Here is a 22,907-nt window from a genome sequence, read left to right as displayed (position 1 = left end):
GTCAATAAACAACTTTTTAGTTTAGGTAGCGATATGAGTCAACTATAGGGTAAGTTGACCCTTAAAACCAATGAGAGTCATAGTGCATTGACGTTCTTGAAGAGGTCTGGAGTCAACTGTCTGAAGGCTGATCCTACTAAAAGATGAAGGATATTCGTAAAGTAGATGCGCTCTTGGCAGGATGAAGAATGAATTTAGCTCACAAGACGCTTTCTGTCTAAAGCCAGAACTCGCGTTCCCTCCAAGCTTATAAGGTTTTGGTTTTTTTGGGAGGGTTGCCATTTTTCATTTGAATTGCTGGGGAATCGGGGTTTTTGAGGTCAATATAGGCAATTTCGCTGGTTGAAAAATGTGCTGGCAAATCTCGCATTCGATCGAGGACGGTGAGCTGATAGGCAAACCGAGAAGTGTAAGCACCACAATGTACCCATCCTTGCTCGGTTTTCAGAATTAAATTGGCTGGGTTTTGCCAATCAATTTCAAATACTTTGACCGGACTGCGGCTAACGGCTTGGTAAAGTGCCGACCAGTAGGGGCGATATTCATCCCGATAGCCAATGATTTTTAAGGTCGGCAAGGGAATGGTGCGCTCTAGTTCGGTGTAGCTTTCTAAGGGCATCCAGACGCCTTGTTCGTCCAACAATCCCAATACCGGCTGCGATCGCGTTTTGCGATTTGAGGAGGTTTGGCTGGAAGCAGGAGTCTGGCGCGTGCGCGTGCGGAGGGCGATCGCGACTGGCTGTCGTTCCGTAACTTGTACGGTGAGTCCTGGCGGCAACATTTGCCGGGTAACGGTAGCTTCCTTGATAGCAGGTTGTAATTCCAACTTATCGGCGATGATTTGCGGCTGTAGCCGCAGCAAATACTGAGGGTAAGATAGGGGCAGCAGCGACCGAATCGCTTGGATTGAAAGCGTTTTATTGCCCTCAATCGCAATTTGATCGGGTTTGCGGATCACCCAAGCGGGTAAAGTTGTCACCCAAACTAAACTGCCTGCTAAACCGGCGACGAAGATCGCTCGCCACATCGCTTGAAAAGATTTTATCCGTCGTTGGCGACGTAGTTTTTGACGCCGTTGGCTCAATTCGGTTTGTGATACTGATGCGATGCTTGTCATCCTAACTTCTCAATCGGGAGTTTGTGGTGCTTGAGGTAGACTGCACTCAACACAGCTTGATGGTGGTTCGCCGTAAGTTTAGGCGCGTCCTTCTTTAACTTAAACAGAGCGCTTGGGAGTTCCGACTATCCCCTCCTGACGGGGCTATCGCCCTATGCTCGCCAATCCGCTGACCGGGGAGAAAGTCACGATCGGTTCCCTCGGCAATTTCATCTAACAGGACGTTAACAGAATCTCTTTCTCTTTTCAGTACGGCTCATCAGGAACTGTAGCGGGAAATTCTAACGTCTAAATATTAACGTGACCGGGTCATTATGAACTCTGTTTAGACTACGGAAAAAGAATTTAAAATTGGGGATCGCTCTTCGCCGCCAAAATCTGGGCTTTTTCCATCGCTTTTTGGATCACTCGGCACGATTCGGCGAGGCAATCATCGCAATTCGACCTGAATCGAAGCGCATCTGAGAACCAAGCTGAGAGCGATCGCGTTATAGCCGCAAAGTAGCCGGTGGTTATACGACTCAGGGCGAAGCATTCCTCTCAAATCCCCTCAACTCTACCAGGATGTATCTATCTCAGTGCAAGAGGGGTGCGCCCCTCCAGTCCGACTAGGGTCGCTTTAACGGAAGCTGTCTAGCAGTACAAAAATCAGTACAGGGATTGATCTGCATACTCAAGAGGTCGGCATGAAATTGGATTTGGAGAGATTCTATAAGGCTTGTAACCCTGCGAAGACGCTCATCTTCTCTAGGGCGGAAGATCGTCCCTACTATATCGATTTCTCAGCGGTGCGAGGTGGCAAAATTATTGAGGCGGTGGGGCGAACCATTGCCCGGATTTCACCCGACGATCCCACCAGTCAGCTATTTACCGGACACATCGGCTGTGGGAAGTCTACAGAGCTATTTCGCTTGAAAGCCGAGTTAGAACGGCAGCAATTTCATGTGGTTTATTTCGAGTCCAGTCAAGAATTAGACATGGCGAATATCGATATCAGCGATATTTTGCTGGCGATCGCGCGTCAAGTCAGTGAAAGCCTGGAAGAAATTCAGATTCGGCTCAAACCGAGTTACTTTTCCAATCTCTTCAACGAGATCAAAGACATCTTGCAGACTCCGATTGATGTCTCCGCTGAAGCCCAATTGTCTGTGGGGATTGGCAAAATTACCGCCAAAACTAAAGATAGCCCTAAGCTGCGGGATCAGTTGCGGCAGTACCTAGAACCCCGCACCGAAGGCTTTTTAAAAGCGATCAATGAAGAAATCCTGAAACGGGCGAACGAAGAACTGAAGCGACGCGGTCAAAAAGGCTTGGTGGTGATTATCGATAACCTGGATCGGGTCGATCCTCGACCGATGCCTTCGGGAGGTACCCTGCCAGAATATCTGTTTATCGACCGGGGGGCACAGTTACGCCGCTTGAGTTGCCATGTCGTTTACACGATCCCCTTGTCCTTAATTTTCTCCAACGATTACGAAGCTTTGAAGAATCGTTTGGGGGGTGGGGTGGCTCCCAAAGTGTTGCCAATGGTGCCGGTGCGGAACCGCGATGGTCGGGATTGCGAGGCAGGAATGACGTTGCTGCGAAAGATGGTGATGGTACGAGCCTTCCCAGAAGCGAACGAACAGCAGCACCTAGAGCTATTGACCAAGGTTTTTGATGCTTCTGAAACGCTGGATCGGTTGTGCCGGGTCAGTGGCGGTCATGTGCGGAACTTACTGGGATTGCTTTACAGCTGTCTTCAGCAAGAAGATCCCCCCTTCTCCCGCGCTTGTTTGGAGAATGTGATTAAAGAATACCGCGATGATTTGGCGCTGGCGATTGACGAAGAGGAGTGGGACTTATTGTTTCGGGTGGTGCAGCAGCAAAATGTGAAGGGCGATAAAGAATATCAGACGCTGCTCAGAAGTATGTTTGTCTTTGAATATCGGGATGAGAATGGGCGCTGGTTTGGGCTGAATCCGGCTTTGATGGAGACGCCAAAATTTAAGTCTTTAGTGGCTCTTCACCCCTTAGAAGCGTGATGTATCTTGGATTGGGTCAGGATCGCGCTCCGATTGTTTTGCGTAGGGGCATGGCAGGGGCATTGCAGTGTCATGCCCCTACAGAACGTGAATGCGTGAATGAGTGTAAGTTGCTTTAATCCACGTTCCTTATCGGAGAGATCGACTTAATCTGGGTACAGAAGAGGCGATCGCTTCCGATCCTGGATTTCCAGTAGGGGCACAGCAGTACCGTGCCCCTACTCGACATCGTTATTAGATGCAGCCTGTCTGGATTCCCAGCGCGGTAAACTGTTTAAACTAGCTAGTCCAGCCTCTGAATCATTAAAAGACAGTGTTCTATGAGTACATTTTTATTGGAAGTTGGTACAGAAGAATTACCTGCAAGCTTTGTGAATGATGCGATCGCGCAATGGCGATCGCGCATTCCTGCCAGTCTTACCGAAAATAGCTTGGCTCACGAGGCGATTGAAGTTTATGCCACACCCAGACGCCTCGCGGTGCTGATTAAAGGATTGCCGACTCAGCAACCGGATCGAGAAGAAGAAGTCAAAGGGCCACCCGCGCAGGCGGCGTTTAAAGATGGGCAACCCACGAAAGCAGCAGAAGGGTTTGCGCGAAAGCTCGGTGTAGAACTCAACGCTTTAGAAATTCGCCCCACCGACAAAGGTGATTTTGTCTTTGTCCGGCAAACTATCCCCGGACGTCCAACTGCTGAAATTCTCACTCAGTTGGTTTCCCAGTGGATTTTTGGATTAGAAGGCAAGCGGTTGATGCGGTGGGGCGATGGGGACATCAAGTTTCCGCGACCGATTGAGTGGTTGGTGGCTTTATTAAATGATGCCGTACTGCCGATAGAGTTAGTCAATGGTTCCGAGACAATTAAGAGCGATCGCATTACACGCGCTCATCGGGTTTTGCATCCCGAATCTGTGACGATTTCTCAGGCAGATGATTATGTCGATTGTTTGCGTTCTGCTTCGGTGGAAGTGAATCCAGAATCGCGTCAAACCAAAATTCAACAGCAAGTCCAGGCTGCGGCTCAAAAGATGGATGGCTACACCGAAATCTATCCGGATTTGCTGCAAGAGGTCACTCATTTAGTAGAGTTTCCCACAGCAGTTGTCGGAAAATTTGATTCTGAGTTCTTGAGCCTCCCAACTGAAGTGATTACCACAGTGATGGTAACTCACCAGCGTTATTTCCCAGTTTTTAAAACTGAAAAATCTAAAGAATTACTTCCCTATTTCATCACAATCTCTAATGGCGACCCGGCGAAGTCAGACATTATCGCTGAAGGAAATGCACGAGTAATTCGGGCACGATTAGCGGATGGTCAGTATTTTTATAAAGCTGACTTATCTCAGCCTTTAGAAGATTATTTACCTCAACTGGAAAAAGTCACCTTTCAAGAAGATTTAGGGTCGGTCCGGCAAAAAGTAGAGCGTCTGGTTAAAATTGCGGGTCATATTACTGAGCAACTGCAATTAGAAGCAGATGAAAAGAAGCACATTGAACGAGCGACTTTACTCTGTAAAGCGGATCTCGTGACTCAAATGGTGGGAGAATTCCCCGAATTGCAAGGCATTATGGGGCAGAAATATGCCTTAGCAAGTAACGAATCGGAGGCGGTTGCCACCGCAATTTTTGAGCATTATTTGCCGCGAGGGGCAGGAGATTCTTTACCCCAAACGATAACCGGGCAAGTTGTCGCTTTGGCAGATAGGCTGGATACTTTGGTCAGTATCTTTGGGCTGGGAATGCTGCCCACAGGTTCTTCCGATCCCTTTGCTTTACGCCGTGCAGCGAATGCAGTAGTCAATATCACATGGGCAGCAGATTTACCGATTAATTTGCATCAATTGCTGCAACAAATTGTTGCAGATTTTGTTGGCAAATATACCAAGATAATCCCTCTTGGGGCAAATGTTTCTAAGGATTTGCAGCAAAAGATTCTACAAAACATTCAACAAAAAAATGATGATTCTGTTGACAAATATTTCAAGACAAAATCAGAGGAATTAGTGCGGCAATTGCAGGAATTTTTCTTGCAACGCATCCGCAATCTCCTACAAGATGAGCGAAATACTGATTATGACTTGGTGAATGCAGTTCTGGGAGACAACGATCCGGAATATACAGAACGAGCGTTAAAAGACTTATTGGATGTCCGCGATCGCGCTTTATTCCTCCAGACAATTCGCAATAATGGCAAGCTGAATGAAATCTACGAAACGGTCAACCGTTCGACTCGTTTAGCAGCCCAAGGCGATTTAGATAAAGCTCAGTTACAACCAGAAACGGTGGTGCGTCCAGAACTATTCCAGAAAGCATCAGAGCAAGCTTTTTATGATGCTTTAGTGCAGATAGTTCCGCAAACTCAAGCATCTCAAGAACAGCGAAATTATCAGCTATTAGTGGATGGTTTGGCGCAGATTGCTCCGACTGTTAGCACTTTCTTTGATGGTGCTGAAAGTGTTTTGGTGATGGATGCCGATCCCAATATCAAGCGCAATCGATTGAATATCCTGGGTTTACTCCGTAATCATGCTCGCGTGTTGGCTGATTTTGGAGCGATAGTGAAGAGTTAGTCGGAAGTTAATGGGTTTGATTTTGGGGAGTAAGCAGAAATTAGGAAGAAAAAAAACCGCGAAGGCGCACTAGCGGAGCCATGCGCGTTAGCGCTATAGGGCGCGAAGGAAGAATCAGGAAGGAGGCTATTGGTGGGAAATGAGTTTTTAAATACCGTTATCGCGATATGATACAGGATTGCTAAACTAGGGACTTTGCACTGCCATTGAGTTTATGCCCATCGCTTATATTATCGGTCTAGGAAAATCGGGAATTGCCGCTGCACGGTTGTTAAAACGGGACGGTTGGGCGGTGACGATTAGCGATCGCAACTCTTCCGAAAATCTCCGCCAAGAACAACAGCAGCTTGCCAACGAGGGCATTGACGTGAAGTTGGGCTATTCCTTGGAACTTAACGGTTCCGATTTGCCCCAGATGATTGTCGTCAGTCCCGGCGTTCCTTGGGATGCACCGATATTAATAGAAGCGAGGAAGCTGGGTATCGAGACAATTGGAGAAGTAGAACTCGCGTGGCGATATCTCCAATCTTGTCCTTGGGTAGGTATTACTGGTACTAACGGCAAAACCACCACCACAGCTTTAGTGGCTGCGATTTTTCAAGCGGCTAATTTCCATGCTCCCGCCTGCGGCAATATCGGCTATGCTGCTGGGGAACTAGCGCTGGCGGAAAAGCCTCCAGATTGGGTAATTGCAGAACTCAGTAGCTATCAAATCGAGTCCTCTGCTACAGTTGCTCCGAAAATCGGGGTTTGGACAACCTTTACACCCGATCACCTCAGCCGTCATAAAACTCTAGAAAACTACTACAACATTAAGGCACATCTACTAAGTCAGTCTCAGCAGCAAGTATTGAACGGAGACGATCCCGAACTGCGGAAAACTGCACGCGATCGCTTTCCCAATGCTTACTGGACAAGTGTGAATAAAGCCGATTTAATTGGGGAGAAAGGTTTCTACATCGAAGACGGTTGGGTTGTAGAGACGCAAATGGCATCTCCACAAGCTGAAAAACAAGGTGAAAAAATCGTGCAAGCATCGGCGTTGCGGATGGTGGGAGAACACAATCTGCAAAATCTACTGATGGCGGTAGCGGCGGCGAGACTGGCGGGGATTGAGAAAGAGGCGATCCAAGAAGCGATCGCAAACTTCCCCGGCGTTCCCCATCGCCTGGAACACATCTGCACGCTGGCGGGGATTGACTTTATCAACGACAGCAAAGCCACCAACTACGACGCCGCCCAAGTTGGATTAGCTTCCGTTAACAGTCCCGCGATTTTAATTGCTGGTGGTGAAGCCAAAGCGGGTGATGACACCAGTTGGCTAGAGACGATTCAAACCAAAGCCACCGCCGTATTACTCATCGGTGACGCCGCCACTGTTTTTTCCCAGCGACTACAAGACGTTGGCTATTCCAGTTACGAAATTGTACAAACGATGGAGAAGGCTGTCTCTAGAGCGGCTGAATTAGCTCAAGCTCATGGCGCTAAAGTTGTCTTACTTTCTCCAGCCTGTGCCAGTTTCGATCAATACCAAAATTTTGAGCAACGCGGCGACCATTTCCGCCAACTTTGCCTTGAGTTATTGTAGCAATTAGAACTGTAGCATTTAGAACTGTAGCAATTAAACGAGTTCAGCTGTCAATTCTTGAATATATAGCTGATTGCAAGGGATTGTATCCGCTAGACTTGCATCGAATATCATACCCGTATGAATTTCTAGCTGAGCATCCGGTAACGCTTCAAAGAAAAAACGTTCTTTTGGAAAAACAATCCGCTCAAAGTACCAATTTGGGATATTCGCAATCCGAGCGATCTGAATTTGGCTGGTGGAATTGATATAACAGCAGAGAATTCTATCAGACGAATTTGGAGGAAGAGAATCAAGTATCTGAGTCATAACTATCCTACTTCTGTAAGGCTGATGATGAATGAATCTGGCTTTGCCGAAAACTCATACCAATTCGGTTGCTAATTTATAAAGCAGGGAATCGGTAATTTGTAATGTCTTTTCTTTACAGGATAGGGGTAATGCGAAAAGGCTGTCGGGTAAAATCCTGCCTTAACTGGGTGCTTATCCCATCAAGATTAAACTGAGCAACAGTCATTTTGTTATACTCATCTTGCATAAATTCATGCAGCATCCAAAACCATCTATCTCGATAGGGGGTTCCTTCAGTAAATCTTGAAGCAAGTTTGTAAGCATCTCTCATGGATACCAAGAACCCGTATTTATCGATGTCTTCTTCTTTTATACAATTTTTCTGCCAATAGACTGTAAGAGCATTCAGAGTTGCTTCATCAAGTAAATAAATTTCTTCTTTTTGACTCATTTTGTATTGTTCAACAGAATCTGTTGCCCTGAATAAACTGCTGTGAAAAATATCTTAATATTAACCAATTAGATAAATGAAGAAGCAGTATCGCAGATGATTTTTTGAGATCGTTCGCTCAATGTTGGTTGTTTAAGCTTCTTCCCATCTAACGGTCTATGTGAAACCCTGGTTTAGCTTTGACAAGAGTGATTAAATTTGGCATTTCCTGGTAACAATAGCTACAAAACCAGTAAACTTTCCCCAAAGCAGCATGGCGGACTAAGGGCTGGGAACAGCAAGGGCAAGAAGGCATTTTTCTTTTCTATTCAAACGCTTTATCTAAAAGTTAACGCCTAAAAGTGAAGAAGTCGGGAAGAAGGAAAGTTAGATTTTGTCAGCGTAACCATGCTTAAGGTCGGGGCGGGCTGTTTTGGAGACGATAACCTACGCCATAAACGGTTTCAATTAAATCAGCGGGTGCGCCCACTGCTTGCAGTTTCCGCCGTAAATGCTTAATGTGAGCCTTGATGGTCTCTTCATGAGGCATTTCTTCAGGCTGCCAAAGGCGTTGGAGAATCTCATCTCGCTTTAATATGCAGCTACCCTTTTTCAAGAACAGTTCTAGTAAGCAACACTCTTTTGCAGTTAAATTCAGAGGTTGACCGGCATAGGTAGCTTCATGGGTAGCTGGATTGAAGTGTAAGTCTCCCCACTTCAACACCGACTGCAAAGCCGAACCCTCTGAGTCCATTACCGTTTTGGCAGAAGCCAATAGCCTTATCAGTTTTTCTCGCTCTTTTCTTAGTTTTCTTAGGCTATTTCGCTGAGTGATTAGGAGCTTTTGTTGCTCAGTTAGTGCTTTTTGTCGCTTTTCATGGTTATTTTGACATGTAATCAAGTTTTTTTGGCTCCTTATCCTCGCTTGTTGTTGTCTTTCACTGGCTTCTGATTGATTAAGAGAGTTATCTGTATCGCTACTATGTGTGAAATTCATTTGTTTTAGGTGTAAACAAAAACGACACTAGCAGAGTAAAAGTTGCATTACAGCTAGAAGATTTATGGCTGTATGGCTGTAACGAACTTCGATTTTTTTAACTTATCTACGATCTATGACATTAGTGCCAACTATGACGTTAGTGCCAAAAAGTGAAAATCTGAGGTCAGGGTAAGATTCAATCGATAGTTTGGGGGACTTCCCTTCCGATGAAGCGATCGCCCTCGTTTCACTGAACGCTACTTAAACCTGAGACTCTTGTTTCAAGCGATAGCCCAAACCATAAACAGTTTCAATCAAATCACTCGGGGCACCAATCGCTTGCAATTTCTGCCGTAAACGCTTGATGTGGGTCTTGATTGTTTCTTCTTGCGGGATTTCTTCAGTGGGCCAAAGGCGGTCGAGAATCGCACTCCGACTCCACACCCGGCGACCATTTCGCACGAACAGCTCGATTAAGCGATACTCTTTTGCCGTCAATTCCAGAGGATGACCGCCATAGGTGACTTCACAGGTAATCGTGTTACAGCACAAGCCTTCCCAGTTAAGGATGGGTGGTACCGTCAAACTACCCCGACGCAGTAAAGCACGGATGCGAGCAAGTAACTCTTGCTTGTCAAAAGGGTAAACAACATAATCATCTGCGCCTGCATCTAATACCATTACCTTCTGAGCAGCGCTATCCTGAGTCGCCACGATGAGGACAGGGGTGCGATCGCCCATGCACCGCAATTGTCGGCAAAAGTCGATACCGTTCAAGTTCGGCAAGCACAAATTCAAGATAATCAAGTCGTAGGGAAAGGTTTGCGATTGCTCCCATCCGGCTTGACCATCAGGGGAAAAATCAACTACATAATTTTGGTCAACGAGCGCTTGGTTCAGGGTTTTAGCAAGGTATTGCTCATCTTCCACTAGCAGAATTCTCATAGGAGCTTCACTGAAAAAGTGAAAAACTAGGGAAAAGTTGGGTGTTTCCCTAGAGTATCACCGAGAAGCTGATTAAAGCATTGCTCTTTAGCATAGGATATAAAAAACGTCAACTATTTTTGGGCAATGCCAGCCGTTATTGCCCGAAATTGCTGCCAGCAGATGGTGAGGAGGTGGATGGCTCCGATTCCAGGCGATCGCTCTCCAAAAGCCGAGCGATCGCGTTCGCAACGAGCTGGGCGGCTCCTTGGAAGAAGGGTCGATCTAAATTGGTCGGCGTATCGCTGGGCTGATGATAGTGGGGAGTCCGCAGATTCGCTGTATCGGTCAACAGCACTGCACCCACTCCCCGATACCAGAACGGCGCATGATCGCTACGCAACACATCGGGGGTCATGAGACCTTTTAAAGGCACGGGTACGGTGAGAACCAGGGGTAAACCGGGTTGAGCGGACTTTTTAAAAGCGTCTAGCAGTGGCAAGTGTTCGGTGTCGCCGACGACCGCTAGAAAGTCGCCTTTATCGCTGGGTGGAGTGATGGGCAAACCAGGGGGAAGTTTCTGGCAGCCTGGGGTGTAGCAAGCATAGCCCACCATATCCATGACGATGACGCCGCGCAGGTTATCTAAATTTGTCTGCTTTGCGGCAAAGGCAAGACTGCCCCGGAGTCCCAATTCTTCTTGGTCAAAGAATGCTAATTGTAATGTCTGGGGAGTGGGGCGGGAACCGAAAAGATGAGCCATTTCCAGAATTACGGCAACACCGCTAGCATTGTCATCGGCACCAGGAGAACCGGGAACGGTATCGTAATGGGCGGCGATGAGAACGGTTCCCGCTTTCTTATCGGTGCCTTTGCGAGTCGCAACAACGTTGACGCCGCCCTCGAAAGTTTGTAATTCGGGCGACCAGCCCAACTTTTTGAGCGATTGCGTCAGGTATTTGCGAGTGCGATCGCGTTCTGTCTGGGTGTAGCGCTGAAAGTTTAATGCGTTGACGTGCGCCATCAGCCGCTTTGGGTCTACATTCGGGGCATTGACGGGTTTCTCAGACGCCACTGCTACATCGAAATGCTGGACTGGAGGTGCTGGAGTGCTTTCTACCCGGCTTTCAATGACTGGTTGCGATCGCTGCTGGAAGAATTCATGGCTGCTGACGGCGACTGCGATCGCGACCAGTGCTAACACCGAGACTATCCATTTCCTCATTTTTCTACCTAAAATTACCGTTTGTTTATCGCCGCCCCCCGTCCAGACCTAGAATAACGACTGAGGGAGTTGGGTCTATTCCAGCTTTCGACCGAACAAGCCGCTGGAGAGGTTCCTAAGAAACAAACATAATGTTGGATTTGTTGCTAGTCATGGCTCTGGGATTTTTAGGGAGTTTTGGTCACTGCGTGGGAATGTGTGGCCCTCTCACCGTAGCGTTTTCCCTGTCCCATCAGCAAAATACCGCTCCCCGCTGGCAGCAGCAACTGTACTTTCACGGGCTATTAAATTTGGGGCGGATTGTTAGTTATACCCTCACGGGTATTGGACTTGGGGCGCTGGGTTCTCTATTAATTGCCGGAGGACAATTCGCTGGAATCGGAAGTGACTTGCGCCGCGCGATCGCTATTTTGACCGGACTGATGCTGATCTGGTTTGGCTTGGCACAGATTAAACCAGATTTCCTGCCTCGGCTCCCGATTTTACATCCCCTCAAGCAAGGCATCTGGCACAATCGTCTGAACGCCGCAATGGTCAAGTTGTCGCTGAAATCGAGCCAGCCGCCCGGAGGGGTATCTACAAGCGATCGCCAAAATCGCCCCGACTTAACACCGGCTTTATTGGGCCTGGTTTGGGGCTTAATCCCCTGCGGATTCTTGTATGCGGCTCAACTCAAAGCAGCGGAAACGGGCAGTCTCTGGATGGGGGCAGCAACCATGCTCGCTTTTGGGCTGGGAACGCTGCCCATGATGCTGGGTGTCGGAGTGTCGGCATCTAAATTAAGTGCTGACAAACGCAGCCAGTTGTTTCGGCTGGGCGGTTGGGTGACGCTGACGATTGGTATCCTCACCCTGATGCGAACCGGCGACACAATGGTAGATTACACGGGACACGCGGCGTTACTGTGTTTGATGCTGGCGCTGATTGCCCGTCCGGTTAGCCGCTTCTGGTCGCAATTCTTACATTACCGCCGCGCCTTGGGAGTGGGAGCTTATGTGCTGTCCCTTGCCCACATTTTTCACATGGTAGAGCATACGCTGAACTGGAATTTCAACGCAGTGTTTTTTATGTTACCAGTGCATCAATGGGGGATGGGCGCGGGAGCGATCGCTTTGGCGTTGATGACTCCAGCGGCACTAACCAGTTTTGACCGGATACAGAAATCTTTAGGCAAACGCTGGCGACAGATTCATCTACTGAGCATTCCAGCGTTTCTCCTGTGTGTAATTCATGCGGTGCTAATCGGTTCCCATTATCTCGGTACTTTAGGGGGGACTTGGGCGAATCAGCTGCGGGTAGTCTTACTGGGAATGGTGGCGTTGGCTGTATTGCTGGTGCGAGTTCGCTGGATTTGGTCACTTTTTTCACTTGAAAAATTATATGTCCCTCCTTCCCAGTCTCGGTAAAAGTATCAGAAGATCCCCCGTGGATCAGATACGCTTGGCGGATTTTAAAAACCTAACCCCCCAACCCCCTTCCCTGCAAGGGAAGGGGGAGCAATTCACCCCTCCCCTGAGAGGGGAGGGGTTGGGGGAGAGGTTCCGCCTCTACAAAACTGGAGATTTAGTTCGTTATCTTTCTGACGGCAACCTGGAGTTTTTAGGTCAAATTTACCAACCGTATCTTAATCAGAGGAGTTGGGGGAATCGTCGGTATTTGTTACAGACAATGGGTGAGACGGTGTTCTTCCTGACACTACTGGTTACACCCGTTGCTGCCCATAAGGTGCAGATTGCAGAAGATGTCGGTGGCACCTTGCACATCGAACCCAATGACAACCCCAAAGCTGGAGAACCTTCTCTTACCTGGTTTGCACTCACTCGCAAAGGCGGTCAAGTCATCCCCTTACAGCAGTGTGATTGCCAGTTAACCGTCTACTCTGAACCCCGCACCCAAAACGCCTCGCCCATCTTGTCGCCCCCGCTAAAAGCCATTTCCGCAGAAGGGTATCAAGGCATTCCGGGTGCCGAGATTGTTTTCCCCAAGCCGGGGACTTATCAGGTGCAACTCAGTGGCACACCTGCATCGGGAGCGAATTTCCAGCCGTTTGAGCTAAAATTTCCCGTCACCGTAGCAGCCGGGACTGCGGTGCCAAAAGTTAGTCAGTTTAGCCAGCCATCTAGTCAGGAGCAAGTTCCTGGAGATACCTTAGCTTCCGCTAGTGCGAACAACTTCGCATCCGCTAGCGCGATCGCTATATTCGTCATTCTCGGGCTGGGAATCGCTTGGCTTGTCTGGCGGCGAAGAAAATAAAGGTGCTGGGAGACATTGCGCCGTGCAATTTTCTTGAATGAAAATCCCACCAGATGCTTCTAAAGCAAGTTAGAAGCATCTGGTGGGACTGAAGATTGACTCTCTTAGTGCATACACTTGGAACCTCACCCCCAACCCCTCTCCGTGAACGGAGAGGGGAGAATATTGAACCCCTCCCCGTAAACGGGGAGGGGCTGGGGTGGGGTTCAACATTCACGAGGAGGGACTGGGGTGGGGTTCACCTTAATAGGTGCCGTCTTCGTACTCCGGCGCTTTGGTTTTTTCAGGAATGTTTAGGCGGGGCGCTTTGTAAGGTTCTGGCTCCTCAGCATCTTCCCAAACATCTTTCTCCTCGTATGCGTCTTCTTCGTAGTCCTCTTCGTCGTCGTATGGCTCAGATTCCACGTAGGGTCGATCTTCATAGCGAACGCCCCGCGTTTCGGTTGTCGCCTCGCTCCAGTTATCCTCTTCGTCGTCTTCTTCGTAATAAATGGATTCGGCTTGGCGCTTCCGAACTGGCTCTGGTTCTGGTTCGTCCCACTCGTCCTCATCCCAGCGGTTTTCAACAACCGGGGTAGAAGTGCGGAGTGGCGTGACGGTCGGAGTGCGAATGGGGATGCCAGTTCCCAGCTGCTTGTCCGATGCAACCGTCGGCTGAAAGTAAGCTTCCTCGTCTTCCCGTTCCCAAGGCGCTCTGCCGATGCCCAGACGCTCTAAAACGCCCACCGTTAGCTGAACGAGACGCTCTTCGGAGCCTTCAAATACAATTAATCGATTCGGGCCACTGCTGACAATTTCCTCAATCGGCAGCTCATAGGTGCTAATCACTTGGTCGGGAATTTGCGGCAGCCCCAAAGATGCCACGATCAATGAGTAAACTTTGCCACTGTCAGGATCGAACTTGAAACTCCGGACTCTGCCTAGAAGTTCGCCCGTTTCCGTAATCACTTCGCTGTTGATCAGGGTGCTGTAGGCATCAACGTCGATATCTTCAATAACGTCGTCATCTTCAACCAAGATCACATCGCCCATCTGACGGATGCTATCAAGGAGCATATACCGGGGCATTCCCGCAATCGAGAGCAGATTGTCTCGCAAACCGAGCGCCACAACCTTGCGCTGATCGATGTCTACCAATAGCTCCTTGACAACACCCACGCGCTTACCAGTGTCGCGGGTGATGACTTGGGTATTTAAAATGTCGGAGCGTTGACGGATTTGTTCAGATGTCATTGGAGGCCGAATCCCGATCTCGAATCCTATTAGTTACTAATACTAATTCAAATCATACAGACTCTTTTTGAGACTGCAATTTTAGTCCCAAAACTTGGGTGTAAGCTCCTCGCGCCTGAGTGACGCCGATCGTGCGTTCAGATGACTCAATCATAGGGCGTCGGAGACTCACAACAATAAACTGCGCCTGCATCGCTTGTTGTTTAATCATTCTAGCTAATCGCTCTACGTTTGCCCCATCCAAAAACATATCGACTTCATCAAAAGCATAGAATGGCGAGGGACGGTAGCGTTGCAGGGCAAAGATGAAACTCAGGGCGGTGAGGGATTTTTCGCCGCCGGACATGGAAGCAAGCCGCTGTACGGGTTTGCCTTTGGGGTGTGCAACGAGGTTTAAACCTCCAACGAAAGGATCTTCAGAATCGTCGAGTTGTAAGTAGCCATCGCCATCGGAAAGTTCGGCAAATATTGACTGAAAGTTTTGATTGACTGCATCGAAGGCTTCTTGGAAGGCGCGGCGTCGGAGGGTGGTGAAATTTTCAATTCGCAATAACAATTCGGTGCGTTCTGCTTCTAATGTTGCTAATTTCTGAGTGAGTTCTTCTAATCGGGTGGTGGTACGTTCGTATTCTTCTAACGCCAGCATATTGACGGGTTCCATTGCTTGCAGGCGTTTGGCGATCGCTCGCATTTCTTTTTGCAATTGTTCTAGTTGAGCGATTAAGGAGTCAAAGGCGATCGCTTCCGTCTCGGTAGAACCTGGATTGACGAGCATGGGCACTTCTGGCAGCGGATCGGGTAATTCTGCTTGTTGTGCTTCTAGCTGCGGTTGCACGGTGGCTAAGGCTTCCCGGTGCTGTTGTTGGGTTTCTTGGAGTTTTTGCAGTTGCCATTCTAGCTGCTGTTGGGAAAGATGACGCGATCGCAATTCTTGTTCTGCGCGATCGCGTTGTTGTTTAATTTCCCCTAATTTCTCTTCTTGCTGTTTTAATCCGGCTTGGGTTTGGGCAATTTGAGTGCTAAGTTCTTCGGCTTTAGTGTTGAGTGCTGTTAGCTGATTTTGTTGCTCTATCTGTTGTGTGCGATATTCTTGCAAGCGCTGCTGACATTCTTGGATTTTTTCTTGCGCTCGCTGTTGCTGATTTTCCAAATCTTTTAATCTTTGCTCAGCGGCACGAAGCGCTTTTTCTCGTTCTTGTAGCTGTTGTTCGCCAGTTTTAATCGTCGCCTGAATTTGTTGCCATTCGCTAGAAGTTTGGGATTGTTCTAATTCTGCTAAAGCTTGCCGCAGTTGTTGCAGTTGCGCTTCCTGCGCGGGTAATTCCGTATCCAGAGAGGCTAAGCGAGATTCAGCAGTGTGGAATTCTTGGGTATTTTTAGAAAGAAGCGATCGCGCTTGTTCTGTTTGTGCAATTAAGTTCTTAATTTCCTTTTGCAACTGTTGGCATTGCAGTTCTTGTTCCCGCCGCTTCGCCTTCGCCTCCGTCAATTCTTGACTCAGATGCTTGGTTTTTGCAGTCAAAGAACTGATAATTTCACCACAGCGATCTAAAATTCGCTCAATTTCTTGCAAGCGATTTCTCAACGCCGCTGCTTCCGCTGATTCTGCCGCGTCAGCCGTCCCAAAATGCAGCCCAGAACGTTGATTGCTACTGCCACCCGTCATCGCCCCGCTGCTTTCTAACAGTTCTCCATCTAGGGTGACAATCCGGTGCTGCCCCAAGTGACGACGTGCATCACTGAGCGTTTCAAAGACAACGGTGCTGCCGAAGACGTAGGCGAAGATATCCCGATACCGCGCCTCACAATCAATCAAATTCACCGCATAGTCAATAAATCCATTCGCATAACTCAGCGCCACCGTTTGAGAAAATCGCGGCGGCTGAATTTTATTCAGGGGTAAGAAGGTGATTCGCCCTGCCCGTTTTTGTTTCAGCAGTTCGATTCCCGCCGCTGCCACGCCGTCATCTTCTACCACCAGATTTCCCAGACGCGCACCGGCTGCGGTTTCCAGTGCCAGCTGATAGCGGGGTTCAACGCGCCCTAGCTGGGCAACTAAGCCGCAGACACCGGGTAATCCTGATTGCAAAATCACTTTGGTGGCGAAGGTGCCTTGCGCTTCTTGCTCGGCTTGGGCTTGCGCTTCGAGTTTATCGAGTTGGCGCTGTTTGTCCCGTTGCTCTTGTAGCAGTCGCTTCTGAGTTTCTTGCTGCATTTGTAACTCGTGTTCGGCGGCTGCCAGAGATTTCGCTAAGGATTGGATTTCTTGGGCATAATCATTGAGTTGTATTTCAAAATCAGCCAATCGAGACTGTTTTGTAGTAGATTCCGGCTCAATTGTTTTTAAAAGCTGGTTTTGCTCCTCGATTTGCCGCTCCCAGTTGGCATAACGTTCTCTGAGTTGCGCTTGCTCTGTCCGTTGCGGTTCGACCGTTTGCAGTAAAGTTTCGATTTGGCGATTTAGGGCGGTTTGTTGCTGCACCCAAGCTTCCGAGGCGGCAGCGATCGCACTGGCGGCTTCCCGTCTTTGCTCTAAAACTTGCTGCGCTTCATCCCGTGCGGCACGTAGAGACGCGATATCGTTGGTTTCGATAACTTGTTGTTCTTGAGCGAACTGTTGCAGCTTTTGCTGGTGTTGTTGAAGACTTCGCTCCTCGTGTTCTATATTCGCTGTTGTCGTCCCAAGTGCTGTTTCTAACTCGCGCTGCTGGCGTTGTGTCGCTCGCCGTTCCGCTTCCTGAGTCGCGAGAACCGATTGCAAAGCCAGAAGTTCTTCTTCCCCCAGCGCTTTCACTTGGGTATTCAGTTGGTCGAGTTCTGCGGTTGCTTGCTGGATTTGAGCGTAGAGGGCAGTTAGTTGGGTGGTTAACTCAACACAAGTGCGATCGCCTGCTGCGATTTGCTCTTTGAGGCGTTGCTCTTGTTGTTGAAGACTGCGCCATTTTAGAACGACTTCCCACTGTTCTTTCTGCTGAAGTTCGGCGCGAAGTTTTTGGTATTTTTCAGCTTTGATGCGATCTTGAGATAAGCGATCGCGTTGGGCAACCAGTTCCGCCTCGACGATGCGACAGCTATCTTCGCGCTCTTTAACGGAATCTAGCGTGTTCTTCGCCTGCACAATTTTCCGGTCAAAGGTCGCCACTCCAGCCAATTCGTCAATTATTTCCCGCCGTTCTCGCGGGTTCATAGAAATAATTCCGGTGACATCCCCTTGCAGCACCACGTTGTAGCCTTCTGGATAAATCCGCAGGCGGTTCATTTGTTCGTGGAGTTCCGTGAGGTTGCAGGATGCGCCGTTGATGTAGTAATTCGACGTGTACGTGCCTTGCTGAGTGACTCGCAGTTTCCGCGTCACACTCCATTCTGAGTTATCAATTCTCCCTCCCTTTTTAAGGGGAGGCGAGGGGGGATCGTCACCCACTTTTTCCAGGGTGGGATCGTCGGGATTTTCTCCTTGCCCATTGTGCGTTTCCTCCTCCTCATCTGCGAAAGCATCCGGTACATCAGACAAATCAAACGTCACCGTCACGCTAGTCTCCACCGTGCCGCGATGGGTTTGGTTGTGATTCACCAAATCCGGCAAGCGTTCCGCCCGCATTCCCTTAGAACTGGCAAGTCCCAGGCAAAACAGCAGCGCATCGAGAATATTCGACTTCCCCGAACCATTGGGGCCAGAAACCACGGTAAACCCCGGCAGCAACGGAATTGAGGTGGTGCCGCCGAAGGATTTGAAGTTACTGAGTTCCACTCGCTTGACATAGACCATAGGCGCTGGTCAATTAGGCTGTTCGGGTAGGTACAAGTGTATCAGTGTAATGATTCTCAATAGGTTAGCAGACGTGCTCAACTGATGACACCTTTACTCTTCAAGGATGTCTCTTGTGACCTCAATTAACTCGCTAATACTGATTTGCCTGCCAAGATGCGACTCCAGAACCTCGACGATTGCTGCTAACGTACTAAACTGAACACCGTTTAGCTCATTACGCACGGCGCTGCCGATTGTATTCTTGCTGACTCTACCTTGAGCAAGCTTCATCAATTGATACTGAGTTATTGCCTCACGCTCAAGAAACTCCTTTAGCCTCCATCGTACAGTTATCATTGATGTTCCAACTTCAATGCTCTTGGTTGTACCCAACATATTGGGTATACTGAGCCAGTAACCCAATGGATATGAGCATAATGGAAAGGCGTTTGCGAGTAGCATCGTTTTTTTCTGGTATTGGAGGCTTCGATCTCGGCTTTGAAATGGCAGGGATGGAAGTCGTCATGCAGTGCGAAATAGATCCCTTTTGCAGAAAGGTGTTAAAAAAGCACTGGCTTGATGTTCCATTGTATGGTGATATTGCCGAGATCGAAAATGAGCAAATTCCCCATGCCGAGGTCTACGTCGCAGGATTTCCTTGCCAAGATTTGTCCTTAGCAAACCAAGGTAAAAGAAAGGGTTTAAAGGGAGAAAGAAGTGGACTGTTTCACGAATTTATCCGACTGGTTAAGCAACGACAACCTCGATGGATTGTCCTCGAAAATGTCCCAGGATTGCTCAATAGCAACTCTGGAAGAGATTTTGCAGTTGTCCTCCATGCCTTGGAAGGAAGCGGGTATGGCGTTTCGTGGAGAGTGTTTGACTCTAAATTTTTCGGAACACTCCAGAGACGTAGAAGAATCTTCCTTGTCGGAAGTCTTGGCTCAATCCGTTCCGCTCAGGTTCTTCTTGACGACAGACCATTTAAAATCTCTACTAGATCGAGCCAGTGCAAGGAACAAGCCATTACCACCAGCTCTAGAAAAAGCAATAAAAAATCAAGTATCTATTCTATCCAGCACGCCTCAGTTGGAAGAAAGCATACAGCGGGCCCGCAGTCAAAAGGATTCCGTAATGACGGAGAAACTTGGACTCTTGATTCAAGAGGCAGCTCAGATGTTGTCTGTAAGACGGATGACTCCTTCGGAGTACGAGAAACTTTAGGGATTCCCTTTGGATTGGACTCTCGTCGATTCCGAGTCTTAGGTAATGCTGTTACAGTTTATGTTGCCAAGTACATTGCCGAACGAATAGTTTATGTTGAAAAAGGGCATCAGCTTTTGAAAGAAAGCTCAAATCCTACTTTCAAACAATTAGCTCTCTTCTAAAGAGATCATGCTAGTCGTAAAGAGTTCATCATCTCTCACCCCATACTTAATTAGTCTCTCAACCAATTCTTGAAGGTCTAAATACAAAACATTATCTATATTAATATAAAAATTAATGGCTTCATCCTTTGTAATTTCATAAGGGATAAATGCACAATTCAATTCCCCACTCTTCTGGCGCTTCAGGGTTTCAATATCAGGTAATTTCCTGAGTAGGTGTAGATAGATAGTTTTACCCATTGCCGCTACAAATTTTTTATCGGAACTGACGCATATTCCTCCTTTTACGATTAACTGTTCTTGCAAGCGTCTCCAAGCATTAGCCGGAATTAAGCCTGGAGTGGTTACTCTACCAGTTTTTGTAACTCGTGCAGGAAAACTATCTAATCTTACGTCCTCTCCATTTTCCCATTTAGTTACATGGTCGGTAAGAATTCTTGTAGAACTTGTTTCCCCACCTCCCTGAATTTCAAGAATGCAGGCATCGCCATTTCTCTTGTCTCTCAAAATAAAGTCTGCCCTTTGCCTGAGTCTCGTTGTAACCTCATACCTATATTCAATATCTTGGGCTGCTATACCAGCCTCAAAGATGACTTGTGATATTTCAAATAAGCGCGAGCGCTGATATGATGACTTGTGATATTTCAAATAAGCGCGAGCGCTGATATGAGGTTGGATTCTGCATATCTGTAGACAAAAGCCTATGCTCGCAAACAATCAACGGAACGCCGCCGCTACTTTCAACCACACACATCGGTTTTTGTTCAAGCTCTCGGTTAATTTTTTTACAAGTTTTACCAAGGTATGGACATAACTTCTCAGCTGATTGATACTCGGAAGCTGTTAAAGCGTGAGTATTCATACCTAAAAATTCAATAATCTTTACAGCCATAAGCTTTCCTATGTCTATTCAATTATGAGCGATCGCATCTTTGGACCCCCACAATTTAGCGCGATCGCTCCCAGCTATGATGCTTGTATAGAATCACCAGCAACCAGTAACAGCGTAAACTGAGATGACACCGACGCTCTTAAATAACCGCTATCGCATCATTCGGGCGTTGGGAACAGGTGGGTTTGGCGAAACCTTTTTGGCGGAAGACACCCATATGCCTTCTCGTCGTATCTGTGTCATCAAGCAACTGAAACCTGTCACCAACAACCCCCAAGTTTATCAACTCGTTCAAGAGCGATTTCAGCGAGAGGCAGCTATTTTAGAGCAACTGGGTGAAGGAAACGAACAAATTCCTCGGTTGCACGCTTATTTTGAAGAAAAAGAGCAGTTTTACTTAGTTCAGGAATGGATTGAAGGTTTCACCCTGAGTCAAAAATTGCAACAGCAGGGACTTCTGGGCGAAAAATTAGTCAAGGAAATGCTAGCAAGTCTCTTGCCAGTTTTGGATTATATCCACACCAAAGGGATTATCCACCGAGACATCAAACCGAGCAATATTATTCTGCGACAACAGGATGACAAGCCTGTTTTAATCGATTTTGGCATCGCCAAGGAAATCATTGATAGGACGGTAGACGCCCAAAGCGATATCAGTCAATCAATTGCTGTCGGGACGCTGGGTTATATGCCCCCAGAACAAGCAGCGGGTAAACCTGTCTACGCAAGCGATATTTATAGTCTAGGATTGACTGCGATTTATCTGCTGACAGGTAAACGTCCTCAAGACTTCCATATCAATCCTCAGACGGGCGAGATGATGTGGGATGCAGACGCCCTAGGATTTAGCCCGAATTTAGTAGAGGTTTTGGATAAGGCAGTGCGATGTCATTCGAGCGATCGCTATCAAGATGCCAAAGCCATGCTATCAGCTCTGCAACCTCACGACCAAGCCTTGCCGCACGCCCAAAAGCTTTCCATATCTGATGTAAATACGATTAACTTTGCAGAGATACCAACCTCACCCCTTCCATCTGTTAGACAAGAGAAATCAGAACCTAGAATTCCCCACAGCCGTCAGGAGTATCGCCATCGCCAGATATTGATCAATAAGGTCAAAAATTACTGGATAAAAGGCGTTCTTGAAACTTCCTTACATGGCAAAGCGCTAATAGAACTCGGCTTAGAAAAACGCTTGGATGCAATCGATCGACCTTGGGGGATTGTCTGGGAAACTGCCGACCAACCCAGACAAACTTTATCTAAAAATACTAGAGTCATCGACCTTTTCAATCAAATGGGAGAAGGGCGAACTTTATTAATATTAGGCGAACCGGGGGCAGGAAAAACAACAACCCTTCTAGAACTCGCCCGCGATCTCATTAATCTTGCCGAAAAAGATGTCAATCAGCCAATTTCCGTAGTATTTAATCTTTCTGCCTGGACAAATGCCAAAGAAAAAATTGCTGACTGGCTGATTCGGGAACTCAATACTAAATATCAAGTTTCTAAAGAAATTGGGAAGAATTGGATTAAGGAGCAACAACTACTACTGTTACTAGATGGCTTAGATGAAGTCAGTGCCGAACGGCGGGAGTATTGTGTTGAAGCAATTAATCAATTTAGCCAGGAATACGGGCAAACTGAAATTATTGTTTGTAGCCGCATCAAAGATTATGAATTGTTATCAAACCGCCTCCGATTTCAAGGCGCAGTTTTTATCCAACCGCTCACTTTAGAACAAATTTACCAATATCTAAAAAGCACGGGAACAGAACTAGCAGCACTCAACACCGCACTGCAAGCAGATACGACACTGCAAGAATTAGCCAAATCCCCGCTAATACTCAGTATTATGACCCTCGCTTACCAAGGAATGTCAATTACTGACTTACCCGGTCTAAATTTAGAAGAACGCCGCCAACATTTATTTGATAAATATATTCAAAGAATGTTTGAGCGCAGAAGTGGGAATACTCAGTATTCAAAAGAACAAGCAATACATTGGCTAAGTTGGCTGGCACAAAGGTTAGTTGAAAAGTCACAAACGGTATTTTTAATTGAACGGATTCAGCCTAGTTGGTTGCCAACAAACGGGCAAAGAAGAATGTATGCTGTTACTCTGGGTTTGTTGATTGGACTGAGTGCAGCATTGGGGGCTGGTATAATTTCTGGGCACGCGGCGGGGCTGCAAATTGGATTAATTGTTGGACTCATTAGTGGACTATGTGGTTTTCTGGGTGCA

18 protein-coding genes are annotated in these 22,907 nt (G+C 47.6%); 7 read left to right on the top strand and 11 right to left on the bottom strand.

Going from position 1 to position 22,907, the window contains the following annotated elements; all coding sequences use genetic code 11:
* Nucleotides 1–247: 247 nt before the first annotated feature.
* The gene (locus NDA06_RS18920) at nucleotides 248–1,117 is read right to left on the bottom strand and encodes an FtsQ-type POTRA domain-containing protein (RefSeq protein ID WP_190986482.1); all 870 of its coding nucleotides are present in this window, start codon (nucleotides 1,115–1,117) and stop codon (nucleotides 248–250) included.
* A gap of 686 nt (nucleotides 1,118–1,803) precedes the next feature.
* Between NDA06_RS18920 and NDA06_RS18915 the strand changes: the two genes are divergently transcribed.
* The 3 genes from NDA06_RS18915 (at nucleotide 1,804) to murD (ending at nucleotide 7,299) form a co-directional block, all read left to right on the top strand.
* A complete protein-coding gene (locus NDA06_RS18915; protein WP_190412310.1) occupies nucleotides 1,804–3,141 on the top strand; it encodes a P-loop NTPase fold protein in 1,338 nt (445 codons plus the stop codon).
* A gap of 320 nt (nucleotides 3,142–3,461) precedes the next feature.
* Entirely contained in the window at nucleotides 3,462–5,711 is a 2,250-nt protein-coding gene (glyS, locus tag NDA06_RS18910) for a glycine--tRNA ligase subunit beta (RefSeq protein WP_190986483.1), read from the top strand.
* A 214-nt stretch (nucleotides 5,712–5,925) separates the two neighbouring features.
* Entirely contained in the window at nucleotides 5,926–7,299 is a 1,374-nt protein-coding gene (gene murD, locus NDA06_RS18905; protein ID WP_190986484.1) for a UDP-N-acetylmuramoyl-L-alanine--D-glutamate ligase, read from the top strand.
* 33 nt (nucleotides 7,300–7,332) lie between these two features.
* On the opposite strand, the gene NDA06_RS18900 is transcribed toward murD, so the two are convergent.
* The 5 genes from NDA06_RS18900 to NDA06_RS18880 form a co-directional block, all read right to left on the bottom strand.
* Nucleotides 7,333–7,608, bottom strand: a complete 276-nt coding sequence (locus NDA06_RS18900; RefSeq protein WP_190412307.1) for a DUF1830 domain-containing protein — start codon at nucleotides 7,606–7,608, stop codon at nucleotides 7,333–7,335.
* Between the two features lie 115 nt (nucleotides 7,609–7,723).
* Nucleotides 7,724–8,041, bottom strand: coding sequence for a hypothetical protein (locus NDA06_RS18895; RefSeq protein ID WP_190412306.1), 318 nt, complete (start codon nucleotides 8,039–8,041; stop codon nucleotides 7,724–7,726).
* Nucleotides 8,042–8,432: 391 nt separating this feature from the next.
* Entirely contained in the window at nucleotides 8,433–8,795 is a 363-nt protein-coding gene (locus tag NDA06_RS18890) for a winged helix-turn-helix domain-containing protein (RefSeq protein WP_199302601.1), read from the bottom strand.
* Between the two features lie 465 nt (nucleotides 8,796–9,260).
* Nucleotides 9,261–9,944, bottom strand: a complete 684-nt coding sequence (locus NDA06_RS18885; protein ID WP_190434382.1) for a response regulator transcription factor — start codon at nucleotides 9,942–9,944, stop codon at nucleotides 9,261–9,263.
* A 136-nt stretch (nucleotides 9,945–10,080) separates the two neighbouring features.
* Nucleotides 10,081–11,148, bottom strand: coding sequence for a M20/M25/M40 family metallo-hydrolase (locus NDA06_RS18880; protein WP_190986485.1), 1,068 nt, complete (start codon nucleotides 11,146–11,148; stop codon nucleotides 10,081–10,083).
* A gap of 131 nt (nucleotides 11,149–11,279) precedes the next feature.
* Between NDA06_RS18880 and NDA06_RS18875 the strand changes: the two genes are divergently transcribed.
* Together NDA06_RS18875 and NDA06_RS18870 are read left to right on the top strand one after the other, a co-directional pair.
* Nucleotides 11,280–12,554 carry a sulfite exporter TauE/SafE family protein gene (locus NDA06_RS18875; RefSeq protein ID WP_190986486.1) on the top strand — a complete coding sequence of 425 codons (1,275 nt, stop codon included), beginning with the start codon at nucleotides 11,280–11,282 and terminating at the stop codon, nucleotides 12,552–12,554.
* Between the two features lie 19 nt (nucleotides 12,555–12,573).
* Nucleotides 12,574–13,401, top strand: coding sequence for a hypothetical protein (locus tag NDA06_RS18870; protein WP_199324172.1), 828 nt, complete (start codon nucleotides 12,574–12,576; stop codon nucleotides 13,399–13,401).
* Between the two features lie 243 nt (nucleotides 13,402–13,644).
* Here the strand turns inward: NDA06_RS18870 and NDA06_RS18865 are convergent, their stop codons facing one another.
* The 3 genes from NDA06_RS18865 to NDA06_RS18855 form a co-directional block, all read right to left on the bottom strand.
* Nucleotides 13,645–14,634, bottom strand: a complete 990-nt coding sequence (locus tag NDA06_RS18865) for a PRC-barrel domain-containing protein (protein ID WP_190528679.1) — start codon at nucleotides 14,632–14,634, stop codon at nucleotides 13,645–13,647.
* Between the two features lie 52 nt (nucleotides 14,635–14,686).
* Complete coding sequence (gene smc, locus NDA06_RS18860; protein WP_190986487.1) at nucleotides 14,687–18,400, bottom strand: chromosome segregation protein SMC; 3,714 nt, start codon at nucleotides 18,398–18,400, stop codon at nucleotides 14,687–14,689.
* 93 nt (nucleotides 18,401–18,493) lie between these two features.
* Nucleotides 18,494–18,778 carry a hypothetical protein gene (locus tag NDA06_RS18855; protein WP_206755391.1) on the bottom strand — a complete coding sequence of 95 codons (285 nt, stop codon included), beginning with the start codon at nucleotides 18,776–18,778 and terminating at the stop codon, nucleotides 18,494–18,496.
* A 26-nt stretch (nucleotides 18,779–18,804) separates the two neighbouring features.
* Here NDA06_RS18855 and dcm point away from each other — a divergent pair, with 26 nt between their 5' ends.
* Nucleotides 18,805–19,770, top strand: coding sequence for a DNA (cytosine-5-)-methyltransferase (gene dcm, locus NDA06_RS18850; protein ID WP_190428244.1), 966 nt, complete (start codon nucleotides 18,805–18,807; stop codon nucleotides 19,768–19,770).
* On the opposite strand, the gene NDA06_RS18845 is transcribed toward dcm, so the two are convergent.
* Nucleotides 19,756–20,418, bottom strand: coding sequence for a hypothetical protein (locus NDA06_RS18845; protein WP_190428243.1), 663 nt, complete (start codon nucleotides 20,416–20,418; stop codon nucleotides 19,756–19,758). The genes dcm and NDA06_RS18845 overlap by 15 nt on opposite strands.
* A complete protein-coding gene (locus NDA06_RS18840) occupies nucleotides 20,375–20,662 on the bottom strand; it encodes a NotI family restriction endonuclease (RefSeq protein WP_190428242.1) in 288 nt (95 codons plus the stop codon). Before NDA06_RS18840 ends, NDA06_RS18845 begins: the two co-directional genes overlap by 44 nt.
* A gap of 124 nt (nucleotides 20,663–20,786) precedes the next feature.
* On the opposite strand from NDA06_RS18840, the gene NDA06_RS18835 reads away from it, so the two are divergent.
* On the top strand, nucleotides 20,787–22,907 hold a 2,121-nt coding region (locus NDA06_RS18835; RefSeq protein ID WP_348251805.1), incomplete at its 3' end, for a protein kinase.

Source organism: Trichocoleus sp. ST-U1, assembly GCF_039961835.1.
Lineage (GTDB): Bacteria > Cyanobacteriota > Cyanobacteriia > Cyanobacteriales > FACHB-T130 > FACHB-T130.
The sequence above is the reverse complement of the archived record's forward strand: the minus strand, read 5'-3'. Positions and strand labels throughout refer to the sequence as shown.